Raw genomic sequence first — 16,182 nt, 5'->3', positions numbered from 1 at the left:
TGCCAATTTAGTGGAGGTATATGGCGGGATTATCGTCTATAACGTCTCAATTATATAAAACTAGTAACTATGGGCGTTGTAGTGCAGGCTTTTGCTGAGCCGTCCAATTAGCCTTAAGTTTTAGTTGACCACCAAAGCCTAATTATTATAAAAATACGTTTTATATAAATTCATATAACTATTATCAGCCTCTATTTGCTGTAATAACTTATTGATACGCTGTATCAACTCTTCTTGCCGTGGTAATGCCATAATTGCTATACCTTCGCCAATCCTAACAACAGGGCCTACGGTTTTAAATAGGTCACCACCATTATGATTCCAGTAGTTGGTATCTGAACGATAAAGGAAAACAGCTGCTATATTATTATTGTTTAAAGCAGCAAACATATTTTCTACCGTATTATATTCATTAATCTGAAATTGTCCCTGGTAATGATCTACTAAATATTTATGGTAAATCCCCCCACTAAGATCATCGTGAATAACCCCCACAGTAGTCCCCTTTAAATCATCTAGAGAATGGATTTTACTGCGCTTTAACGTTAAAAATTGTCCTTTACTAAGCAGATACGGCAGACTAAAAATGTAATTAGTTTTCCGTAAAGGCGAAATAGAAATTCCACCAATTGCTAGATCAACTGTTCCATCTTGCAATGCCTGATATAACTGTTCGCCATCCATGTAGAGCAATTGACAGTGCTGTTGCAAGCGTGTGCACAGTAAATGAATTAAATCGATATCAAATCCTTGGCTTGGTGAGATAATAAAAGGAGGATCATAATGAAGCGTACCAATCTTAATATTGCTGTAACCAGAAATCGAAAAGAAAAAGGAACAAGCGAATAAAAGTGTTTTAATTTGCTTCATTATTTAATCCATTATAAAAATTTATCGTCAATGAGATCATATTACTGGAATTATTTGAATTAGTTTAGAGCTAAAACTCGTTTGTGACATCAGTACGCGATCCATCTTGAGTACAACCTTGTCCATCCTCGATCTGTTCGAGCTGAAGAAGCGCTTTAGCGCTTCCTGGTCTTGGTGTAGAGGCTTCGAGACGGTGTTAACGTCTCGAAGCCTGATCGGAATTTTATTCATCATTCAGTCCCTGTAATGAGCAAAAATCCCTTAACCTGACGACTCACAGCCATTAAGTTAAGATACTTCGAATCCCCGTGGCGTCGACCACGGGCCCCATGTGTGACTTCAGTTATGGACACCGCGGTAATTCGACATTAAATAATCCCTTAATTTAATGGCAATGACCTGACTGCTATGGGTATAAACCCACCAACTTAGCACGAGCTATTACGACATAGTTGAGTATGAAACGTCTTGACAGTTCATTTAAAAATTTGGTTTGACGAACCAACAGGAGCAATATTGTCGTTACTATCTGCTTGTTGAAATTGCGACTCGAGTTTCCAAAACATACTTTTGAGTTGGCTCTCAGGAATAGTTGGAATTTTTCTTAGGGTTTTACTTCCAGTCTCAATATCAACAGCAAGAAGTATGTCAATTAATTTATCACCTGAACTTGTTTGGGGAAGACGTACAGCCGCATATCTGGCAGATAATCTTATTTTTTCATTGTCAGGCTTAATCTCTGAAAAATAATATTTTGAACGTTCTTCAAAATTAAGTTCATCGGTTTTAGATGATTTTAAATAACTACTAAAGCACAGATCATCATCCGTCTCAAGAAAAACCATGATATCAAATTTTTCTCGTAATCTTACATCTAATAAAATCTTAGCGCCATAAACAATAATATCATCCTGTTCCCCATCGATGCTCTTTATTAACGACTCAATAGAATCATGAGTAGAACTATCAATTAATATGGCGCTTTTTGCTTTTAATAAAGAATAACATCGTTCACTGAACGCTTTAAAATCGCTACCTATAGGTCCACAAATAGCCAATATTGTCATAGTCATTGCCTTAATGAATAAAATAGTAGCAATTATAGCCCTTTGCTAATCTCTTTAAAACGGTTGAACCAAATTATAATTAGAGTGCTGTACTTTTATATCGCCTTGTTGCGAAAGAAAGTAATAAGAAGAAACCAAGAATCCATAACCTACTTGTTAAAACAATATAACGGGAAGAGTCAGCTCTAATTATAGATCACTCCAGATATGCTAAAATAATATACACGCAATCTAATACATTGACTTAGTAGAAAATGACATTATTCACTTTTAAAAGGATTTCCACATGAAAGCAGTCATGATACTAATTGTTTTTTTATTTTCTTTTCAACTAAATGCACAAACCGCTTGCAAATGTAATTGTGACCCTACAGACCGTCGGCTATGTGCCAGCCTAAATGATCTGGAGCATCCTTGCCAAGGATTATGTGGCGCGCCAGCCCCGGGTTTAGGGCCTATGCTTACAGCATGTCCTGTCACAAAAGTTACCGATCGAGCCACAGGAGTTACTACATGGGTCAGTCTGTGCCATTAGTCTCCCATTAAGTGAAGTGACGTCGATCAGACAACCAATCGCCCAATGGCGCTACCTTAAGTTTTTGTAGCCTGGATGAGCGCAGCGTAATCCGGGATTTCAGTGCACTGAGCCAGAGTATTCCCGTATTATGCTGCACTAATACGGGCTACGATTTTTTCTTCCTTTTATTAAGGTAGCACCATTGGACAACCAATCGCCCGACCGACAATAACCGACCTCCACGTTAATATGGATTAGACAACTGACATCCCAGTCCAAAGCACCCCATACTTGAAGGTGGTGGGCTAGTACAACTAACTGGGGAAAAGGTTATCGACGCCGGAGAGGCGGTAACGGCTGTCGCCGTTGTAGTACAGGATTGAGTACTTGATGACACCGTTATTTGTGCGCCCTGATAAACCAGAAACTGCGGCCATGGAGTAACCGTCGAATCACTTCCCGAGTTTGCTGGAATTGCCACATTAATGTTGGGATGCTGCCCTGAGGAATAACTGATTTGGACATTAAATGAAGGCTGATTCGGAGGCGTTGTTCCATTGATAGTTAACAAAGTTCCATTAGTATAGCCCTGACATCCTGTTGCTGTAACCATAGCATTATTTGGTACCATCCCGGCGGCCTTTTGATTACAGTTGCTATCAAACAAACCATAATTCTGCTCTGCGGTAGGACCTGGTTTTGCCGGTTCGTCATAGGCTTCAAATGCTAAGACAGCAATGTTATATCCCGATGTGGCAACAAAATTACTAGTACCTGTTTGATAAAGAGACTGTAGATAGCTTACGGCATTGGCAACAGAAGGGGCACAAGGACCTGGCGAATTGCATGCGTACCCTGAGGTTGTTCCTGCCGTTGCCCAGCCCGTTTCTGCGGCTAATAACACCCTTCCTGGTGTATAGAAAGGCTGGGGTGATGCAGTTGGTAACGCCGGCGGTGTCGTTGATCCAACTACTTGGATGTAATCCCAGGCTAAAGAGTTGGTTAATTGCGTTGTAGAGCTTAACGGCTGCTCCCACACTGCTGCGTTGACCGGAGAAACACCAAACTGAAATGGGTAAGGATCGAATCCTAATGGAGCGCCAGCTGAATAGCTTCCAATTAATGTTTGCATGTCCGTAGCAATAGCAGCACTTGGTGTCACCAGATTGCCACTAACAAGCGCCGAACCAACAGGAATATTCACTGTCTGAGAGAATGACGACAAGGTAGTTTGCAGTGAGGTAACGGCGCTTGTTAGATAAGATACATTTGATGTCACTGGATTGTTACATGGCGACGTAGTATTACCTGCCTCACAGTAGTTTTCATGTCCAGCGAAAACCAAAATTACAGTATCCGCAAATACCGCCGGGGTTACCTGATTGATTACAGCACTAAGCGTTGCCTGGGCACAGGGAATATAATCCTGAGCACCAACTGGGCAAGTAGCATAGTTACTATCGCTTGGTTGTTGTGGAATGACTGCCTCATAAATCACTTTCATTCCCAATGCATTAGCCTGATTAATAATGTCAATCCAGCTATAAGGCTCTGTTTGATAAGAGCGAACCGTTGAAAAACCTGCATTTTGCAATTGTTGTAATTCCGCATAGACATTGCTAGCCGCAGGATTATTTGCGGTGCCTGTATAAAACACGTCATGAAAATTAAATAAATATGAATTGGAATAATGATTAGGATTATAATCAACGCCAATGAGCTGATTCATTGAAACAGCAGCTAACGAGGTTGTTGTGGTCAGAGTATTAGAGCTAAGTGTTCCAACCAATTTTGCAGTCAGGTTAAATGAACCACTGCTGGGGGAGTTAAAGATTCCGATGATACTACACTGCGCACCCGGCGCTAACGTACCTGATGTTCCTGAAGGAATACAGCTATTACTGGTAATAGAAAAATTGGGATGCTGTGGATTATTATTTTGTGTAATGAGTTGAGTAAAACTAGTTGTGGTCGCACTATAATTGGTGAACGTAAAGGTTAACTTATAATTTGTATTTATAAATGCTTGCCTGGGTAATGGGGTTGCTGTGGGATAATCCACTGTTCCTAACAGACCGGCTGGCGCAGCCACGGCTGTTGTCGTTAGTTCCGGAATTTGTACTACGTTATTATCATAACCACCATAACGTACCGCTACGGTCTTTTGACCTGTTGAATTAGGCATTAAAGTAAGACTGTAAGTACATGTTTGATTGGGTTGCAGCATTTTCCCACTGCATTGATCATTATAATTTAACTCTGCAGCAGTAACAGTGCAGCTCTGAGTGGCAGCAGGGCAAAGTGTGGCTCTCACCCAAAAAGGCTTTTTAAACGGAATGGGAAGGTTATTTTTGAACGTGTACGTGGCGGTGACAGCACCGCCAACAGTGGATATCTGTGCGGGAAAGGCGGAGTCCAAATTAAATGAAACCGGATTACCAGCTACTCCCTGCCCCACCAATAAAAATAATGCACTCAAAATTGCATAATGATTCACGTTCACTCCATTGATGCTTTAAAAAAATCCAGCCGTGAATCATTACATAAATAATTTTTCGTTACTAGTTCTTAGTTTTCTAAAAGCCCTCTTTGTTAATAATACTCCGAGGGAGCAAAAGATAAGTCGGCCGAATGATTTTCAGATATTTGGGCAATGATGCTTTGTCGGGCAATTTGTTGCCCGACATTATTAGACGGTAGAGGAATCTAGTCTGTCCTTAGGCTCTCGCAGAGCATCAGGACTATCAAGGGTGGGCTATTAACCCGTTATATAGTTCTTCGTTAAATCCCATTGCAATTATTTTACCATCTTGTTCCAAAATAGGTCTCTTAATCATTGAGGTATTGGCGATAATAAAGTCTATTTTTTCCGGTGTACTCAACGCCTCATAATGATCTTTATATTTGCGGTAGGTCGTTCCTTTTTTGTTGATTGGCAGCTCACCTGAGAAATCACTCCATGCTTGGATTTGTGCTTTTGTCGGAGGAGACTTCTTGAAATCAATAAATTCATAATCAATTTTATTGGCCTCTAAGAAATTGCGAGCCTTTTTTACGGTATCACAATTAGGGATTGCAAACATTGAAATCATTTTTTTCCAAAGGGTTCGACGACTTTTACACAGAGCGACATCTTATAATGCCGCACTAATTTCTTCTAGAAAAATATTACATTCAAACCACGCTATTCATCACCTGCCTTGTAACAGAAACAATCTGTAGTATGATCATTGACCATCCCTACGGCCTGCATAAATGCATAACAAATGGTGCTACCCACAAATTTAAACCTGCGGCGTTTAAGATCTTTGGACATTTGATCTGAAACTACAGTTTTTGCAGGAAGACAACTGATATCAGGCCAATGATTTTTTATTGGCTTGCCATCAACAAAATGCCAAATATAATCAGAAAAGGTATTCCATTCGTTGATTACTTCAAAATAAGCCCGAGCATTGGTAATAGTAGATTCAATTTTTAAGCGATTACGAATAATGCCAGGATTCTCTAGAAGTGATTGAATTTTGTTCTGATCATAAAGCGCTATTTTTTGTGGCTCGAATTCATCAAAACAAGCACGGTAATTATCGCGTTTTTTCAATACAGTTATCCAACTTAAACCCGCTTGCGCCCCTTCCAAGATTAAGAACTCAAATAACTTCTTATCATCATAAATGGGTATACCCCACTCATGATCGTGATAATCAATATAAAGTCGATCATCCGAGACCCATGCACAACGAGTCTTATTTGCAGCGATATTGTTTTTTTGCTCTTTTACATCCATCTTCCATTGCCCTTAAAATATCGAAATGAATCATGTTGGCGCTAACTCGCTAGTGCGAGTCACACCTAATGGGCATATTAATTTACATTAACTTATATTCATACCCCCTCTCTTCAATGACGATAAATTACACATGGTCAACCTCAATTGCGATTTTGTATAGTCAGAGCACAATCTTCGCCGCGAATATCTTCTTCCTGTACGTTACATAATCGTTGATGATAACGATTCAAGTATTTTCCCGGCGTAGTAAAAATAGTCTTGGAGAAGTGCATGGAACGTACCTCATCATTGACAGTTTGTCTTGCAAGCTCCTCGTACAAATCCAATAGTTGAGGTGAGTCACTAGGGCAAACTAAAATATCATCTAATTGTAATCGCTCAAAATCATAAACAGTGCCCCATTGTTTCATAAACTCAATGACTCGATTACATACAAGGACACTTTCATTGTTTAGCGCTCGAACTGAATTACCCTCTTTATAAAATGATACAGCACTCTCGTGACGGCCAGGTGTTACATCAATTTCTGAATGACACGTTGTTGGTAGTGCCGGCAAAAGTGGAGCGAAGCCATAAATATCAGGCAATGGACGATTGGCAAATAAAGCCAGCATATTCGCAATATTGTTACAAGTGGTTAAATCTGCCACAGCTGCCGATAGCGTGCTTTTCGTGCCGAAGAACATATCACCACAAACGCTTACAATAAAATTAACGGGAACAGGATCGACCGTCGCTACGTTTATCGTTAGGCGCTCAGGAGCAATTTGTTTCAATTCTTTGCATAAAGAAAATGCGGCTATACCACCTCGACTAAAACCGTAAATATTTAAAACAATGTCGTCCTCGCTCTCATCAATAATGTCCTTTATTTCTTTAGCGATTTTCAATACTTGCTTTTGTAGGTGAAAGCCAAAGACTACGCCTAAATCACGAATATCGCGGCTTTCGACTCCACAGCCATTGACGCAAAATGAATAGTTATTAACATCATTAATAGTGATGTGAGCAAGCAAAGTTGCGAGGCTAATACGACCTTTTTCTGGCACATCATTACGGTCATTGGTTCCATTAAAGTAAACGCTTATAATTTTAGTCATTGTCACCTCATCCTGCATTTAAAATTCAAAGTCAAATATACCTATAAACCAATATGTACCCAAACAGAATCTTAGTAAAAAAGCATGTCCAAATTTTGGACTATGTATAGTAACTCATTATTCCATTTTTTTATAATAGGACGCCCATAAGCAATAGTGGCCTTCGTTAATCTCAAAACATAAAACAACCAGGTTATGATTGACGCATTCTATTTCTTACACAATTAGATAAAAAACTTTAAACTAAGAAAAAAACGGATTATCTTTATTTGACGGCTTATAATTTGTATTATTGAGTTCATCTAAAAATTGATGATTTCAGACAATAAATAAAGGGTGTTATTTACTCTACTTGTGGAAAACCATGAAAAAATTACTCTCATCTTTAATTGTATTAATCCTTTCTTGTTTCTTAACAGGATGCTGGACTGTCCAAAAAGGAGAAAAATCCGGAATTATTGTCAAAGTTGCAAAAGAAGGAAATTTTTGGGGAACGTATGAAGGAGAAATGATCTTAGGAGGCTTGGAGAATGCCAGTGGTGTTAGTGGTCGAGCATTCCATTTCACTTTAGGCCAATTTAAATCAGAACTGGTCAAACAAGCCGAATTCGCTATGCAAAATAATAAACACGTGGTGATAAACTATCATTGTGACGCTTATACACTTCCTTGGAGTGGTGAAACAAAATGTTTTGTAACTAAGATTAATACGTTGCCTGATAAATAAAAAACTTAACCTGATTAAACTTAATAGATGTTAGACAACAATGCCGGATAATTTGTTGCCCGACCTTGTGTCATCCAGAGCATAGCGAAAGATGACACGAGCATAGGGCAGAACTGTTCTTTTACAATATCTCTTCTTGTAGGGCATTTAGGATTTAGCTCTAACTAGGTTTAATACAATATAGCGTGTCAACCTATTAGCCATACCATTAAAGCTCAAATTGTTATTTAACGGTTAAGATGCAGGCGGTAAGTAGGCAACTCCAATCGATATTAGCTTTCGAGAATGCTTACGCCAAGATAATGTGAGTTTATCTCCCAATTGAGCCTCTGGAAATTTATTCGCTAGCGTTTTAGGTATTGCGTATACATTCCTATCATCTTGTATCCAAATGAGCATTGCCCCATACTTTTTGACCTCTAGTGGGTTAATCCATAGAGACTCTTCCTTTCGACCATTAATCCATACATGTGGGCGTTTGCTCTCCATACTATAAAAAGCAGCGTTTCCAGCGATCCACGTATTACCAATAATGTATTGTAACGGTGCTTTAGTTTTTGAGTGCCAAAAGGCATCAATTTTTTTTGCAAGTTCCGGTCCTGGAAAATCAGTGCGATGGGGGCCAAAATTATTATATTTGGAATTAAGCAAATCCAATCCAATATAAAAAGCAATCTGGAATATAAATATGGCCATCCAAACAAAAACAAAAATTTTAACCCGATGCGCTCGTAACTTAAAATAAGACAAAAGAGCGAGGGGAATAAATGTTAAATAAGGCATCCCATACATGTCATTTAACTTATGTGCGCTAGCAAGACTAAATATACTTAATAGGATGATAGGGCCATATGCTAACCACTGAACAATTGTTTTTTTATAAAATTCATCAAGTTGGCTATGACATCTAGTTCTTTGGAATGGATATAACAATAAACAAGCACTTAATAGAGCAAAAAAAGAATCAAGTAATTGTACTCCCCAAAAACGTAATAAGTAATATAAACTTTCTTTGAAGGTTAGCACCGCCCCCAATCGTTCTTTAATGTATTTTTGAGGCAAGAAATGATTTTGGATTAACCAGAAAATGTGAGGGATATAGAGCATAACGCAAATGAACAAAGTCAGATAAGGTCCACTTTTCATTAGATTTTTGCGCGCTTTAGATTGAACAATAAGAAATAACAAGAACGCAATTGCTTGAATTAATGTTGAATATTTAGAGTAAAAACCAGCGGAAAAGGAAATACCCAGTAAAATCCAATATATTAAATGTTGACGTAATAAAGCAATTGCGAATAAATAGCTTGTAATTGCCCCCCAAAGCATCTGTAGCACATTAGGATTAAATTCAGTTGATAGAAAATTAAAATAAACGATATTTTGTGCTAATGCCGCAGCGAGCAATCCATGGAGAGGGCTAACCAGTAAAACTCCTGTTCGGTATATCACCCAAAGAGTAATTCCACTAGACAAAGCAGATAACCCATAAAAGCCTATAGGAGAGCTCCCAAACAGATAATAAGTAATTTGGAGCAACCAAGCCTGTAATGGAGGATGTTTATAAGTGCCAATTGGCCACTCATTCCCCCAAACGAATCCTTCGCAGACATCGAGTGGAGTATTGGGTTGAAAAATAATAGGTAACAACAACCAACAGCAAAAATGTAAAAAGAAAAGGAACCAGAAACATTTTGCAATTTGTTGTTTAGAATTTAAAAAAATGAATTTAATTCCTTATCCATATGTTTTGATATTTGTTAACATTTCATCCATATAAAATATTACTATTGATGCAAATAGAAAATTAATGTAATTCTTTCACTTCATTATTAGGCCGATATTATTCTAGATTCAAATATTGTTCTAGAGATATTTTGTCCAAGGCAATCATAAGCAGCAAGCGTAGGTTGGGGCGCGGAATGCTTTTAGATCTTTTTAAGTTCCAAGCCCAACAAAAGAGCGGTTTTGCCTTTCTCAACATCTTGGCTGATAAGATAAACACCATGGGCGATGCACCTTCCACCGAAGATATCAATCCTCAAGTTTTTGATTTGACTTAGCTATATTCTTGTAAAATAATCCAAAATCATCGATTTATTCGACAATGCCTCCTTGTGGTGTCAATAATTTAAGGAAAGTTATGATTGTTATCTTCGTTCATGGTTGGAGTGTCACACATACCAATGCTTATGGAGAGCTTCCTCAATGGCTTGAAAGTCAGAGCAAAGACGGAAAGCTGAACATTCAAGTTGGTAATATCTATCTAGGGCACTATATAAGCTTTGACGATACAGTAACAGTCGATGATATTGCACGTGCATTTGATCATGCAGTGCGTGATGAAATTGCTGATAAGCTGCAAGATGGGGAGCGTTTTGCTTGTATCACTCACTCAACCGGTGGCCCCGTAGTTCGTAAATGGATGGATTTATACTTTAAGAATAATCTTGCAAAATGCCCATTAAGCCATCTTATCATGCTGGCTCCCGCCAACCACGGTTCTGCGCTTGCTCAACTGGGTAAATCCCGGTTAGGCCGTATAAAAAGTTTTTTTGAAGGTATTGAACCGGGACAACACGTACTTGATTGGCTTGAACTCGGAAGCGATATGAGCTGGCAGCTTAATGAAAATTGGCTTGATTACGATTGTACTGCTAATGGCATCTATTCCTTTGTACTTACAGGCCAGAAAATTGATCGCCAACTTTATGATGCAGTTAACTCCTATACAGGAGAGGTTGGATCTGATGGAGTTGTACGCGTAGCTGCTGCAAATATGAATTACAGTCTATTAAAGTTACATCAGGAGGGGAGTAACGGTGAAAATCTTGTTGTCGCCAAAATGATACGGACACAGCCAATGGCATTTGGGGTTCTGCCTGGCTGCGCGCATTCAGGTAAAAAAATGGGAATCATCCGCAGTGTTACTATGGCCAACGCCGCCACTCATCCTACGGCTATATGGGTCTTGCGATGTCTCCAAGTAAGAAATCGTGACTCCTATAATACATTGGCAAAAGAGCTAGATAAGATTACTAAAGAAACCCAGAAAAATGAGCATGCAGAACTTGTGAAGACGCTTATCTATAAGCGCGAATACATCACTAATCGTTACTCGATGATTATATTCCGACTTATTGATGACCGGGGAAATCATCTTGACGATTATGATCTTTATCTAACTGCTGGCCCCAAATATAGCGAGGACGCGCTTCCTGCAGGTTTCTTCGTAGACCGCCAGAAAAACCAGCACGCTCGAGGAAAACTGACTTATTTTCTTGACTACGATATCATGGAAGCCGGAATTAATACGCCAAAAATGCAAGGTAATCTAGGGTTTCGTATTAAGGCACAACCTGAAGCAAGCGACCAAGCCCTTGCCTACTACAGGGTACTTGATTTTCATTCCACGCTCGCTGACATTAACAAAATTCTTCATCCGAATGAAACAGTAATGGTCGAAATCATGCTTCAGCGACGAGTAGATAGAACTGTCTCCCGTATCACCAACAACCTTACTCCAGCAAAAATCAGTGGAAAACCGACAGGCAAAAAGGTAGATTAACATTTAACGTTTCTGAGGCTGTTATTGCCCGCACTGATAAATCCCCATTTTCGCACTTCTGGGTGTAATTTCTAACACTTAGTCATTCTAATTAGACTGAGTGCATAAGTATTTCATACCGCTTATTACCTCCCCTCTGCTAAATAAGAAGTAATCTTCAGAAAAAGAAAACCTTTTATTACCCTTAAGTTCTATACGTGTAAATTCTATACTGTGCCTATTAGCAAAACATTTCCATTTTTGTTCATTATTAACATATTGAATAGCAACAAATGAGACTCTCGAAGGAGTTAATTGTATTTAATAAGTTACTAGGTCAGCAATATTAACGACTGTTTATTATTTACATTAACTAATCAATAAGCAAACATGCTCTTGCTGCTATTTTGCATCAGAACTTAATTTCCGCGCGCGAGACCATTAAGTTGAAGATGGTTTTAAGCCGTTATGTTTGAATAATTTAATCAATCAACTAGTGTCATAGTGGTTGAATTTAATAAAGCTCCAGTCTATTATTTATATCACTTGCTCAATAATTAACCTATTGGATGGATAAATGTATACTTCAGATTTGTTCATTAGTACAACAGAGTCATTAAAACCCAATAACTTAGGAAAAAATATTTATCTTGGTATCGGGATCTGTTCCCGAAGTTCACTGAGTCTTGCTATTCCCTTTGATATCATAAGCTTAATTCTTTGTGCAGAGAGTTTTAGACGCAAAATTAACGCTGAGAAAGTTTTTTATATTATTGCAGATACTCATTCATTGCTTACCGGACATGAGCCTCAAAAAGTTTTACCCTATACCCTAAATCTGTCCTATTTTCTGGATGGTATATTCAAGGAATGGAGTATTCCTCACATTGGTCTTATTTCAAGCTTCATAAACGATATCGATTATTCAAATGCATGGAACGCTAATGGAAATAAAAAATATATGTGTGCAGAACTAACCGATATGTATTATTTCATTGAAAAATATAATGTCGGTTATAAACTGGGTTGGAAATACAACAACTCTTTATCACGCAGTAAGATACCTGTTGGTTTTGATGAATGGCATTTTGATAAGCAAGCAAGAAAGATGAATATCCCTCTAGATTATTGCTATATCAAATCTGGCCACACAATGAGCACTACAACCAGCATGGTTTCACCTTACATCTGTTTGGATTTAAAAAATAGAATATTATTTAAAGATATCCAGTTGAAAGAAAAATTAACGGCTTTATTAGGTAGTCATGAACTATCAGCAAGGAGATATAAACAATATATCACACAAATTCAGCTTTTATATTGCGCGTTATTTTCCAAACCAATAAAAGGTACCCTGCCTTTTGTTTTATCTATGAGCAAGCGTCTTTCTTAATTTGGAGATAGACTGATGGATATTAGATGCATTGATAATAGCGATAAGTATCTCGATACGCTATCAAATTATTTTAGATTATTTTACGAAAAGGAGCCATGGGGAGATTATCAAGGCTGTGACAATTGCTATGCTTCACTATTAGTAAGCGAAGCGCCTCGTTTTGGACAAGATGAGAAAATTTGCAAAAATTGCGGTAAGCCTCTTGGACCATTCTGGAGTGTATCTCGTTGCAAATCAGCCGTGGAGGAAACTAACCTAGCCGTAGGCTATTTTGAAAATGATGAACTAAAAGGATGGATTATCGCTAAACCAGTCTCTGAAACAATTTTGGCTATTAATTTTATGGGACTTGATTCTAAGTTTCGACGCAACAAATCAAAAATTATTCTAATGAAAGAAGCCCTTTATACATTAAGTTTAATGCATATTATGAAACGGTTAAGGTATTTAAATCAGTGGGCTTACAATAGGTTATTGAAAATCCCTATAGTCAGTTTACAACTGTATTGTTTTTTTGAAAATCAGGCAAAAAAAATGGGTTATACAACCATTCAATCCACTACTCATAAGAATGCAAGAAATATTTTTAATGCATTGCGCTCGGTTGGCTTTCACTTAGACAGTAAAAATTTGCCAAACGATAGAGTGTTATTTACCAAAAAACTATACTAAATCGCTTGCCCTATCAAACGTAGAATTAGAAGCTGTATCAACTCAAGAACTTAATTCAATGCCTTATGAGGAATTTCAAATGATAATGGATGCTCCACCAGCCCCGATGTAGCATCCCCGTCCTCTGTTCAAATGGGGTTAGCTGCAAGTCCGGAGTGGGTTATTTCTTGACAGATAGGGATATAAAAAAGTAGAATGCGTTTAATTTTATCAAATGGCTTAACAATATGTACACAAAATCAGATTCTACTTTAACATTTCAAGATAAGCTCCAGCAATTAACTCAATTCAATCAAGCATTAGTCTATGGTTTTGACCCTGAGGGTTCCCCTAAATTTTTCCTTGGCTCCACAAAGTGGGAAGATCATTTATATCCTGCTGCTGGTCAATTTGAAGATATGCTAGAAGGATATTTATTTGCTCAAAATATGCTGGTACCAATTTTTTCTAGAATGGAAGATGTGGATTTCAATGAAACGGTTTTTATAAATTACATTAAACAATTACATGGTTTTATTGGCAAAACGCTTTTAGAAATAGTAGAAGAAAAATCCGGGGAATTTGCTAAGCAGCAAATTATAAGATGGAATCCTTCTACTGAGACAGATAGATTGACTTTTTTCATCTTGACAGGAATGAAGCATCCAAGCCTACAAGGCAAAAATCCCACAAGTCTCCTTATAGAGCTTTTAACGAAAGAACTTAGCCTCACAAAAAATGAAGTACTTCAATTTGTTAATTTATTAGAGCGCTTAAAAAAAGATCCCTCTATAAAGCCACGAGCCTCTCAATTAAAATATTTAACTAGTAATGATATAGCAGCACTTACAAAGGAAAAATTAGCGGTAGCATATTTAACTAATTTACTTAGCCACGAAGAAAAAATATTGGTTGCTAAAATTGCAACAATTTGTAAAGACCCAGCTGATATACCTACAGCGATGGAGGATTTTGCAAAGACAGCTACTGCTAAATGGAGGAGTTGCGATAAGCAGGATTTGCGGGCTGTTTCGGAGTTTCTTGCTGAAATGTTTTATCAGTTCACTGATATCCATCCTTTTGGCAATGCAAATGGTCGTACTGCAACTTGTCTAGTAAATATTTTTTTAAGATCAATAGGCTTACCTAGTATTTTAATGCGCAATCCAGGAGAAAGAGATATAAGCTCCTCTTCCTATTCAATGGCTATCGAAAAAATTAATGAAACAAGGGCTCCTCTCGCCAATCATATACGTCGACGAATTTTGGATACACAAACTAATCCCTTTGCTGATGCAAAACTTGCAGAAACTATTACTTTGCGTTGCAATATGGCACGTCAGCTAAAAGTATTACAATCTAAAAATCCTACACTTGATATCAACGATTATCAAAGCGTGATGAGTCAGTTTTTCATGAGAGCTGAAATACTCGGTTTTTCTACTCAGGAAGACGTAATAATATTTACTCTTAAAGGAATGCTTAACTTTCTTGTTAAAGAAGAACTAAAGCTAGATCAAGTTTCAAAACAATTACCATCAATTAGGTCTAGCTTTATCACAACAACAACGTTGAATAGTGAACAAAAAGATCAACTAAAACTCGATTTATCTACATTAACTAAGGTAAATGGTTGGAAAATTAATCCAAAAAATAATTTAGAGTGCTGGATAGAAATCCCTATAATGGATGAAGCAGAAAAAGTCGCCACAATACTGCGGGAAGCTGGGGTAGGAGATGTACTTTTATCAAGGAGAAAAGATAATCAAACACCCGTTGTTAAATGCTCAAATATTAATTTAGGTGTATTAAAGGATAAAATTAATCTAACCAACGATATACGCTCTGATGTTACTTATAGCAAGTAATTAATTAGTCAAGATAATAAGGCTACTCTAGCGAGTACTTTATTTCCATTTTGATGGAAAAGTGCTTGCTAGATTATTAAACTAGAGAGGCTCATTTTTTAATGATTATAGCCTAAGGGCAGACTCTGAGGGCTCCCCACAATCATATCGGGTCTCTTCCTTTCGCAATTAATGCCTCGTTCAGCTCATTTTTAATCTCACCGCTGATTTCTGCTTATGAGATAACTTCTAATATTTGTAGACTTACAAAAAAATTGGCTCACCACAACACTAAAATAAATAGATCATTAACTTGGCTGTGTCTTCTGGAAATTTCTCAGGTAAGTCAGTTTGAGCCAGACTTAAAATTTGAAAATCTTGGGGGCAGGTCTTTATTTGTTTCTAACTATTCTGAAAAAGCCCATTTATCTACAGAGATTGTAAACGACCGCATCAAAGATCAAGGCCATACCATGCTAACAAATCCCGTAAAAGTTCGATTTAAATGTAATGAATGGCACCTTTGGAACGCTAAACCAAATAACAAATTAAATTGCTCGGGATTGCCCGGGGGGATACTTATCGGACAATAATGAACGTATGGCAGGCTTCAGGCCTAGTATTTACAAGAGTTTATGGATGTTATTGGAGTATCTTAGATGGTTAATTG

14 protein-coding genes are annotated in these 16,182 nt (G+C 37.7%); 7 read left to right on the top strand and 7 right to left on the bottom strand.

What is annotated here, in order from left to right; translation table 11 throughout:
* Window positions 1-138: 138 nt before the first annotated feature.
* Window positions 139-870, bottom strand: a complete 732-nt coding sequence (locus LFA_RS01060) for a transporter substrate-binding domain-containing protein (RefSeq protein ID WP_045094549.1) — start codon at window positions 868-870, stop codon at window positions 139-141.
* A gap of 476 nt (window positions 871-1,346) precedes the next feature.
* Window positions 1,347-1,937, bottom strand: a complete 591-nt coding sequence (locus tag LFA_RS01055; protein WP_052673804.1) for a nucleoside/nucleotide kinase family protein — start codon at window positions 1,935-1,937, stop codon at window positions 1,347-1,349.
* A gap of 286 nt (window positions 1,938-2,223) precedes the next feature.
* Between LFA_RS01055 and LFA_RS01050 the strand changes: the two genes are divergently transcribed.
* Window positions 2,224-2,472, top strand: a complete 249-nt coding sequence (locus LFA_RS01050; protein WP_045094548.1) for a hypothetical protein — start codon at window positions 2,224-2,226, stop codon at window positions 2,470-2,472.
* 226 nt (window positions 2,473-2,698) lie between these two features.
* Here the strand turns inward: LFA_RS01050 and LFA_RS01045 are convergent, their stop codons facing one another.
* The 4 genes from LFA_RS01045 to LFA_RS01030 all read right to left on the bottom strand — a co-directional run bounded on the left by LFA_RS01045 (window position 2,699) and on the right by LFA_RS01030 (window position 7,344).
* Entirely contained in the window at window positions 2,699-4,951 is a 2,253-nt protein-coding gene (locus LFA_RS01045) for a glycosyl hydrolase family 17 protein (protein ID WP_045094547.1), read from the bottom strand.
* Window positions 4,952-5,198: 247 nt separating this feature from the next.
* Window positions 5,199-5,546 (bottom strand): arsenate reductase family protein, encoded by a 348-nt coding sequence (locus LFA_RS01040; protein ID WP_045094546.1) that lies wholly within the window; start codon window positions 5,544-5,546, stop codon window positions 5,199-5,201.
* 92 nt (window positions 5,547-5,638) lie between these two features.
* Window positions 5,639-6,241, bottom strand: coding sequence for a DNA-3-methyladenine glycosylase I (locus tag LFA_RS01035; protein ID WP_045094545.1), 603 nt, complete (start codon window positions 6,239-6,241; stop codon window positions 5,639-5,641).
* A 143-nt stretch (window positions 6,242-6,384) separates the two neighbouring features.
* Window positions 6,385-7,344, bottom strand: coding sequence for a hypothetical protein (locus tag LFA_RS01030; protein ID WP_045094544.1), 960 nt, complete (start codon window positions 7,342-7,344; stop codon window positions 6,385-6,387).
* A gap of 364 nt (window positions 7,345-7,708) precedes the next feature.
* Here LFA_RS01030 and LFA_RS01025 point away from each other — a divergent pair, with 364 nt between their 5' ends.
* On the top strand, window positions 7,709-8,071 hold the full coding sequence (locus LFA_RS01025) for a hypothetical protein (protein ID WP_045094543.1): 363 nt from the start codon (window positions 7,709-7,711) through the stop codon (window positions 8,069-8,071).
* Between the two features lie 234 nt (window positions 8,072-8,305).
* On the opposite strand, the gene LFA_RS18685 is transcribed toward LFA_RS01025, so the two are convergent.
* Entirely contained in the window at window positions 8,306-9,721 is a 1,416-nt protein-coding gene (locus tag LFA_RS18685; protein WP_052673803.1) for a glycosyltransferase family 39 protein, read from the bottom strand.
* Between the two features lie 272 nt (window positions 9,722-9,993).
* Between LFA_RS18685 and LFA_RS19675 the strand changes: the two genes are divergently transcribed.
* The 5 genes from LFA_RS19675 to LFA_RS01000 all read left to right on the top strand — a co-directional run bounded on the left by LFA_RS19675 (window position 9,994) and on the right by LFA_RS01000 (window position 15,533).
* Window positions 9,994-10,134, top strand: coding sequence for a hypothetical protein (locus tag LFA_RS19675; RefSeq protein ID WP_157010240.1), 141 nt, complete (start codon window positions 9,994-9,996; stop codon window positions 10,132-10,134).
* A gap of 80 nt (window positions 10,135-10,214) precedes the next feature.
* Complete coding sequence (gene plaB, locus LFA_RS01015; RefSeq protein WP_045094542.1) at window positions 10,215-11,639, top strand: phospholipase PlaB; 1,425 nt, start codon at window positions 10,215-10,217, stop codon at window positions 11,637-11,639.
* Between the two features lie 556 nt (window positions 11,640-12,195).
* The gene (locus LFA_RS01010; protein ID WP_045094541.1) at window positions 12,196-13,011 is read left to right on the top strand and encodes a hypothetical protein; all 816 of its coding nucleotides are present in this window, start codon (window positions 12,196-12,198) and stop codon (window positions 13,009-13,011) included.
* Between the two features lie 15 nt (window positions 13,012-13,026).
* Entirely contained in the window at window positions 13,027-13,686 is a 660-nt protein-coding gene (locus LFA_RS01005; RefSeq protein ID WP_045094540.1) for a hypothetical protein, read from the top strand.
* Between the two features lie 227 nt (window positions 13,687-13,913).
* Complete coding sequence (locus LFA_RS01000) at window positions 13,914-15,533, top strand: Fic family protein (protein WP_045094539.1); 1,620 nt, start codon at window positions 13,914-13,916, stop codon at window positions 15,531-15,533.
* Window positions 15,534-16,182: the final 649 nt, after the last annotated feature.

This window comes from Legionella fallonii LLAP-10, assembly GCF_000953135.1.
In the GTDB taxonomy this organism is placed as follows: domain Bacteria; phylum Pseudomonadota; class Gammaproteobacteria; order Legionellales; family Legionellaceae; genus Legionella; species Legionella fallonii.
Note: the sequence above shows the minus strand (reverse complement) of the source record. Positions and strands in the feature narration are given on the sequence as shown.

Bases quoted from the DNA above. Each gene is read 5' to 3' on its own strand.
- LFA_RS01025 (WP_045094543.1), top strand. From the start codon at position 7,709: ATGAAAAAATTACTCTCATCTTTAATTGTATTAATCCTTTCTTGTTTC.
- LFA_RS01050 (WP_045094548.1), top strand. From the start codon at position 2,224: ATGAAAGCAGTCATGATACTAATTGTTTTTTTATTTTCTTTTCAACTA.
- LFA_RS01060 (WP_045094549.1), bottom strand. From the start codon at position 870: ATGAAGCAAATTAAAACACTTTTATTCGCTTGTTCCTTTTTCTTTTCG.
- LFA_RS01035 (WP_045094545.1), bottom strand. From the start codon at position 6,241: ATGGATGTAAAAGAGCAAAAAAACAATATCGCTGCAAATAAGACTCGT.
- LFA_RS01010 (WP_045094541.1), top strand. From the start codon at position 12,196: ATGTATACTTCAGATTTGTTCATTAGTACAACAGAGTCATTAAAACCC.
- LFA_RS01055 (WP_052673804.1), bottom strand. From the start codon at position 1,937: ATGACAATATTGGCTATTTGTGGACCTATAGGTAGCGATTTTAAAGCG.
- LFA_RS19675 (WP_157010240.1), top strand. From the start codon at position 9,994: ATGCTTTTAGATCTTTTTAAGTTCCAAGCCCAACAAAAGAGCGGTTTT.
- plaB (WP_045094542.1), top strand. From the start codon at position 10,215: ATGATTGTTATCTTCGTTCATGGTTGGAGTGTCACACATACCAATGCT.
- LFA_RS01030 (WP_045094544.1), bottom strand. From the start codon at position 7,344: ATGACTAAAATTATAAGCGTTTACTTTAATGGAACCAATGACCGTAAT.
- LFA_RS01000 (WP_045094539.1), top strand. From the start codon at position 13,914: ATGTACACAAAATCAGATTCTACTTTAACATTTCAAGATAAGCTCCAG.
- LFA_RS01005 (WP_045094540.1), top strand. From the start codon at position 13,027: ATGGATATTAGATGCATTGATAATAGCGATAAGTATCTCGATACGCTA.
- LFA_RS01040 (WP_045094546.1), bottom strand. From the start codon at position 5,546: ATGATTTCAATGTTTGCAATCCCTAATTGTGATACCGTAAAAAAGGCT.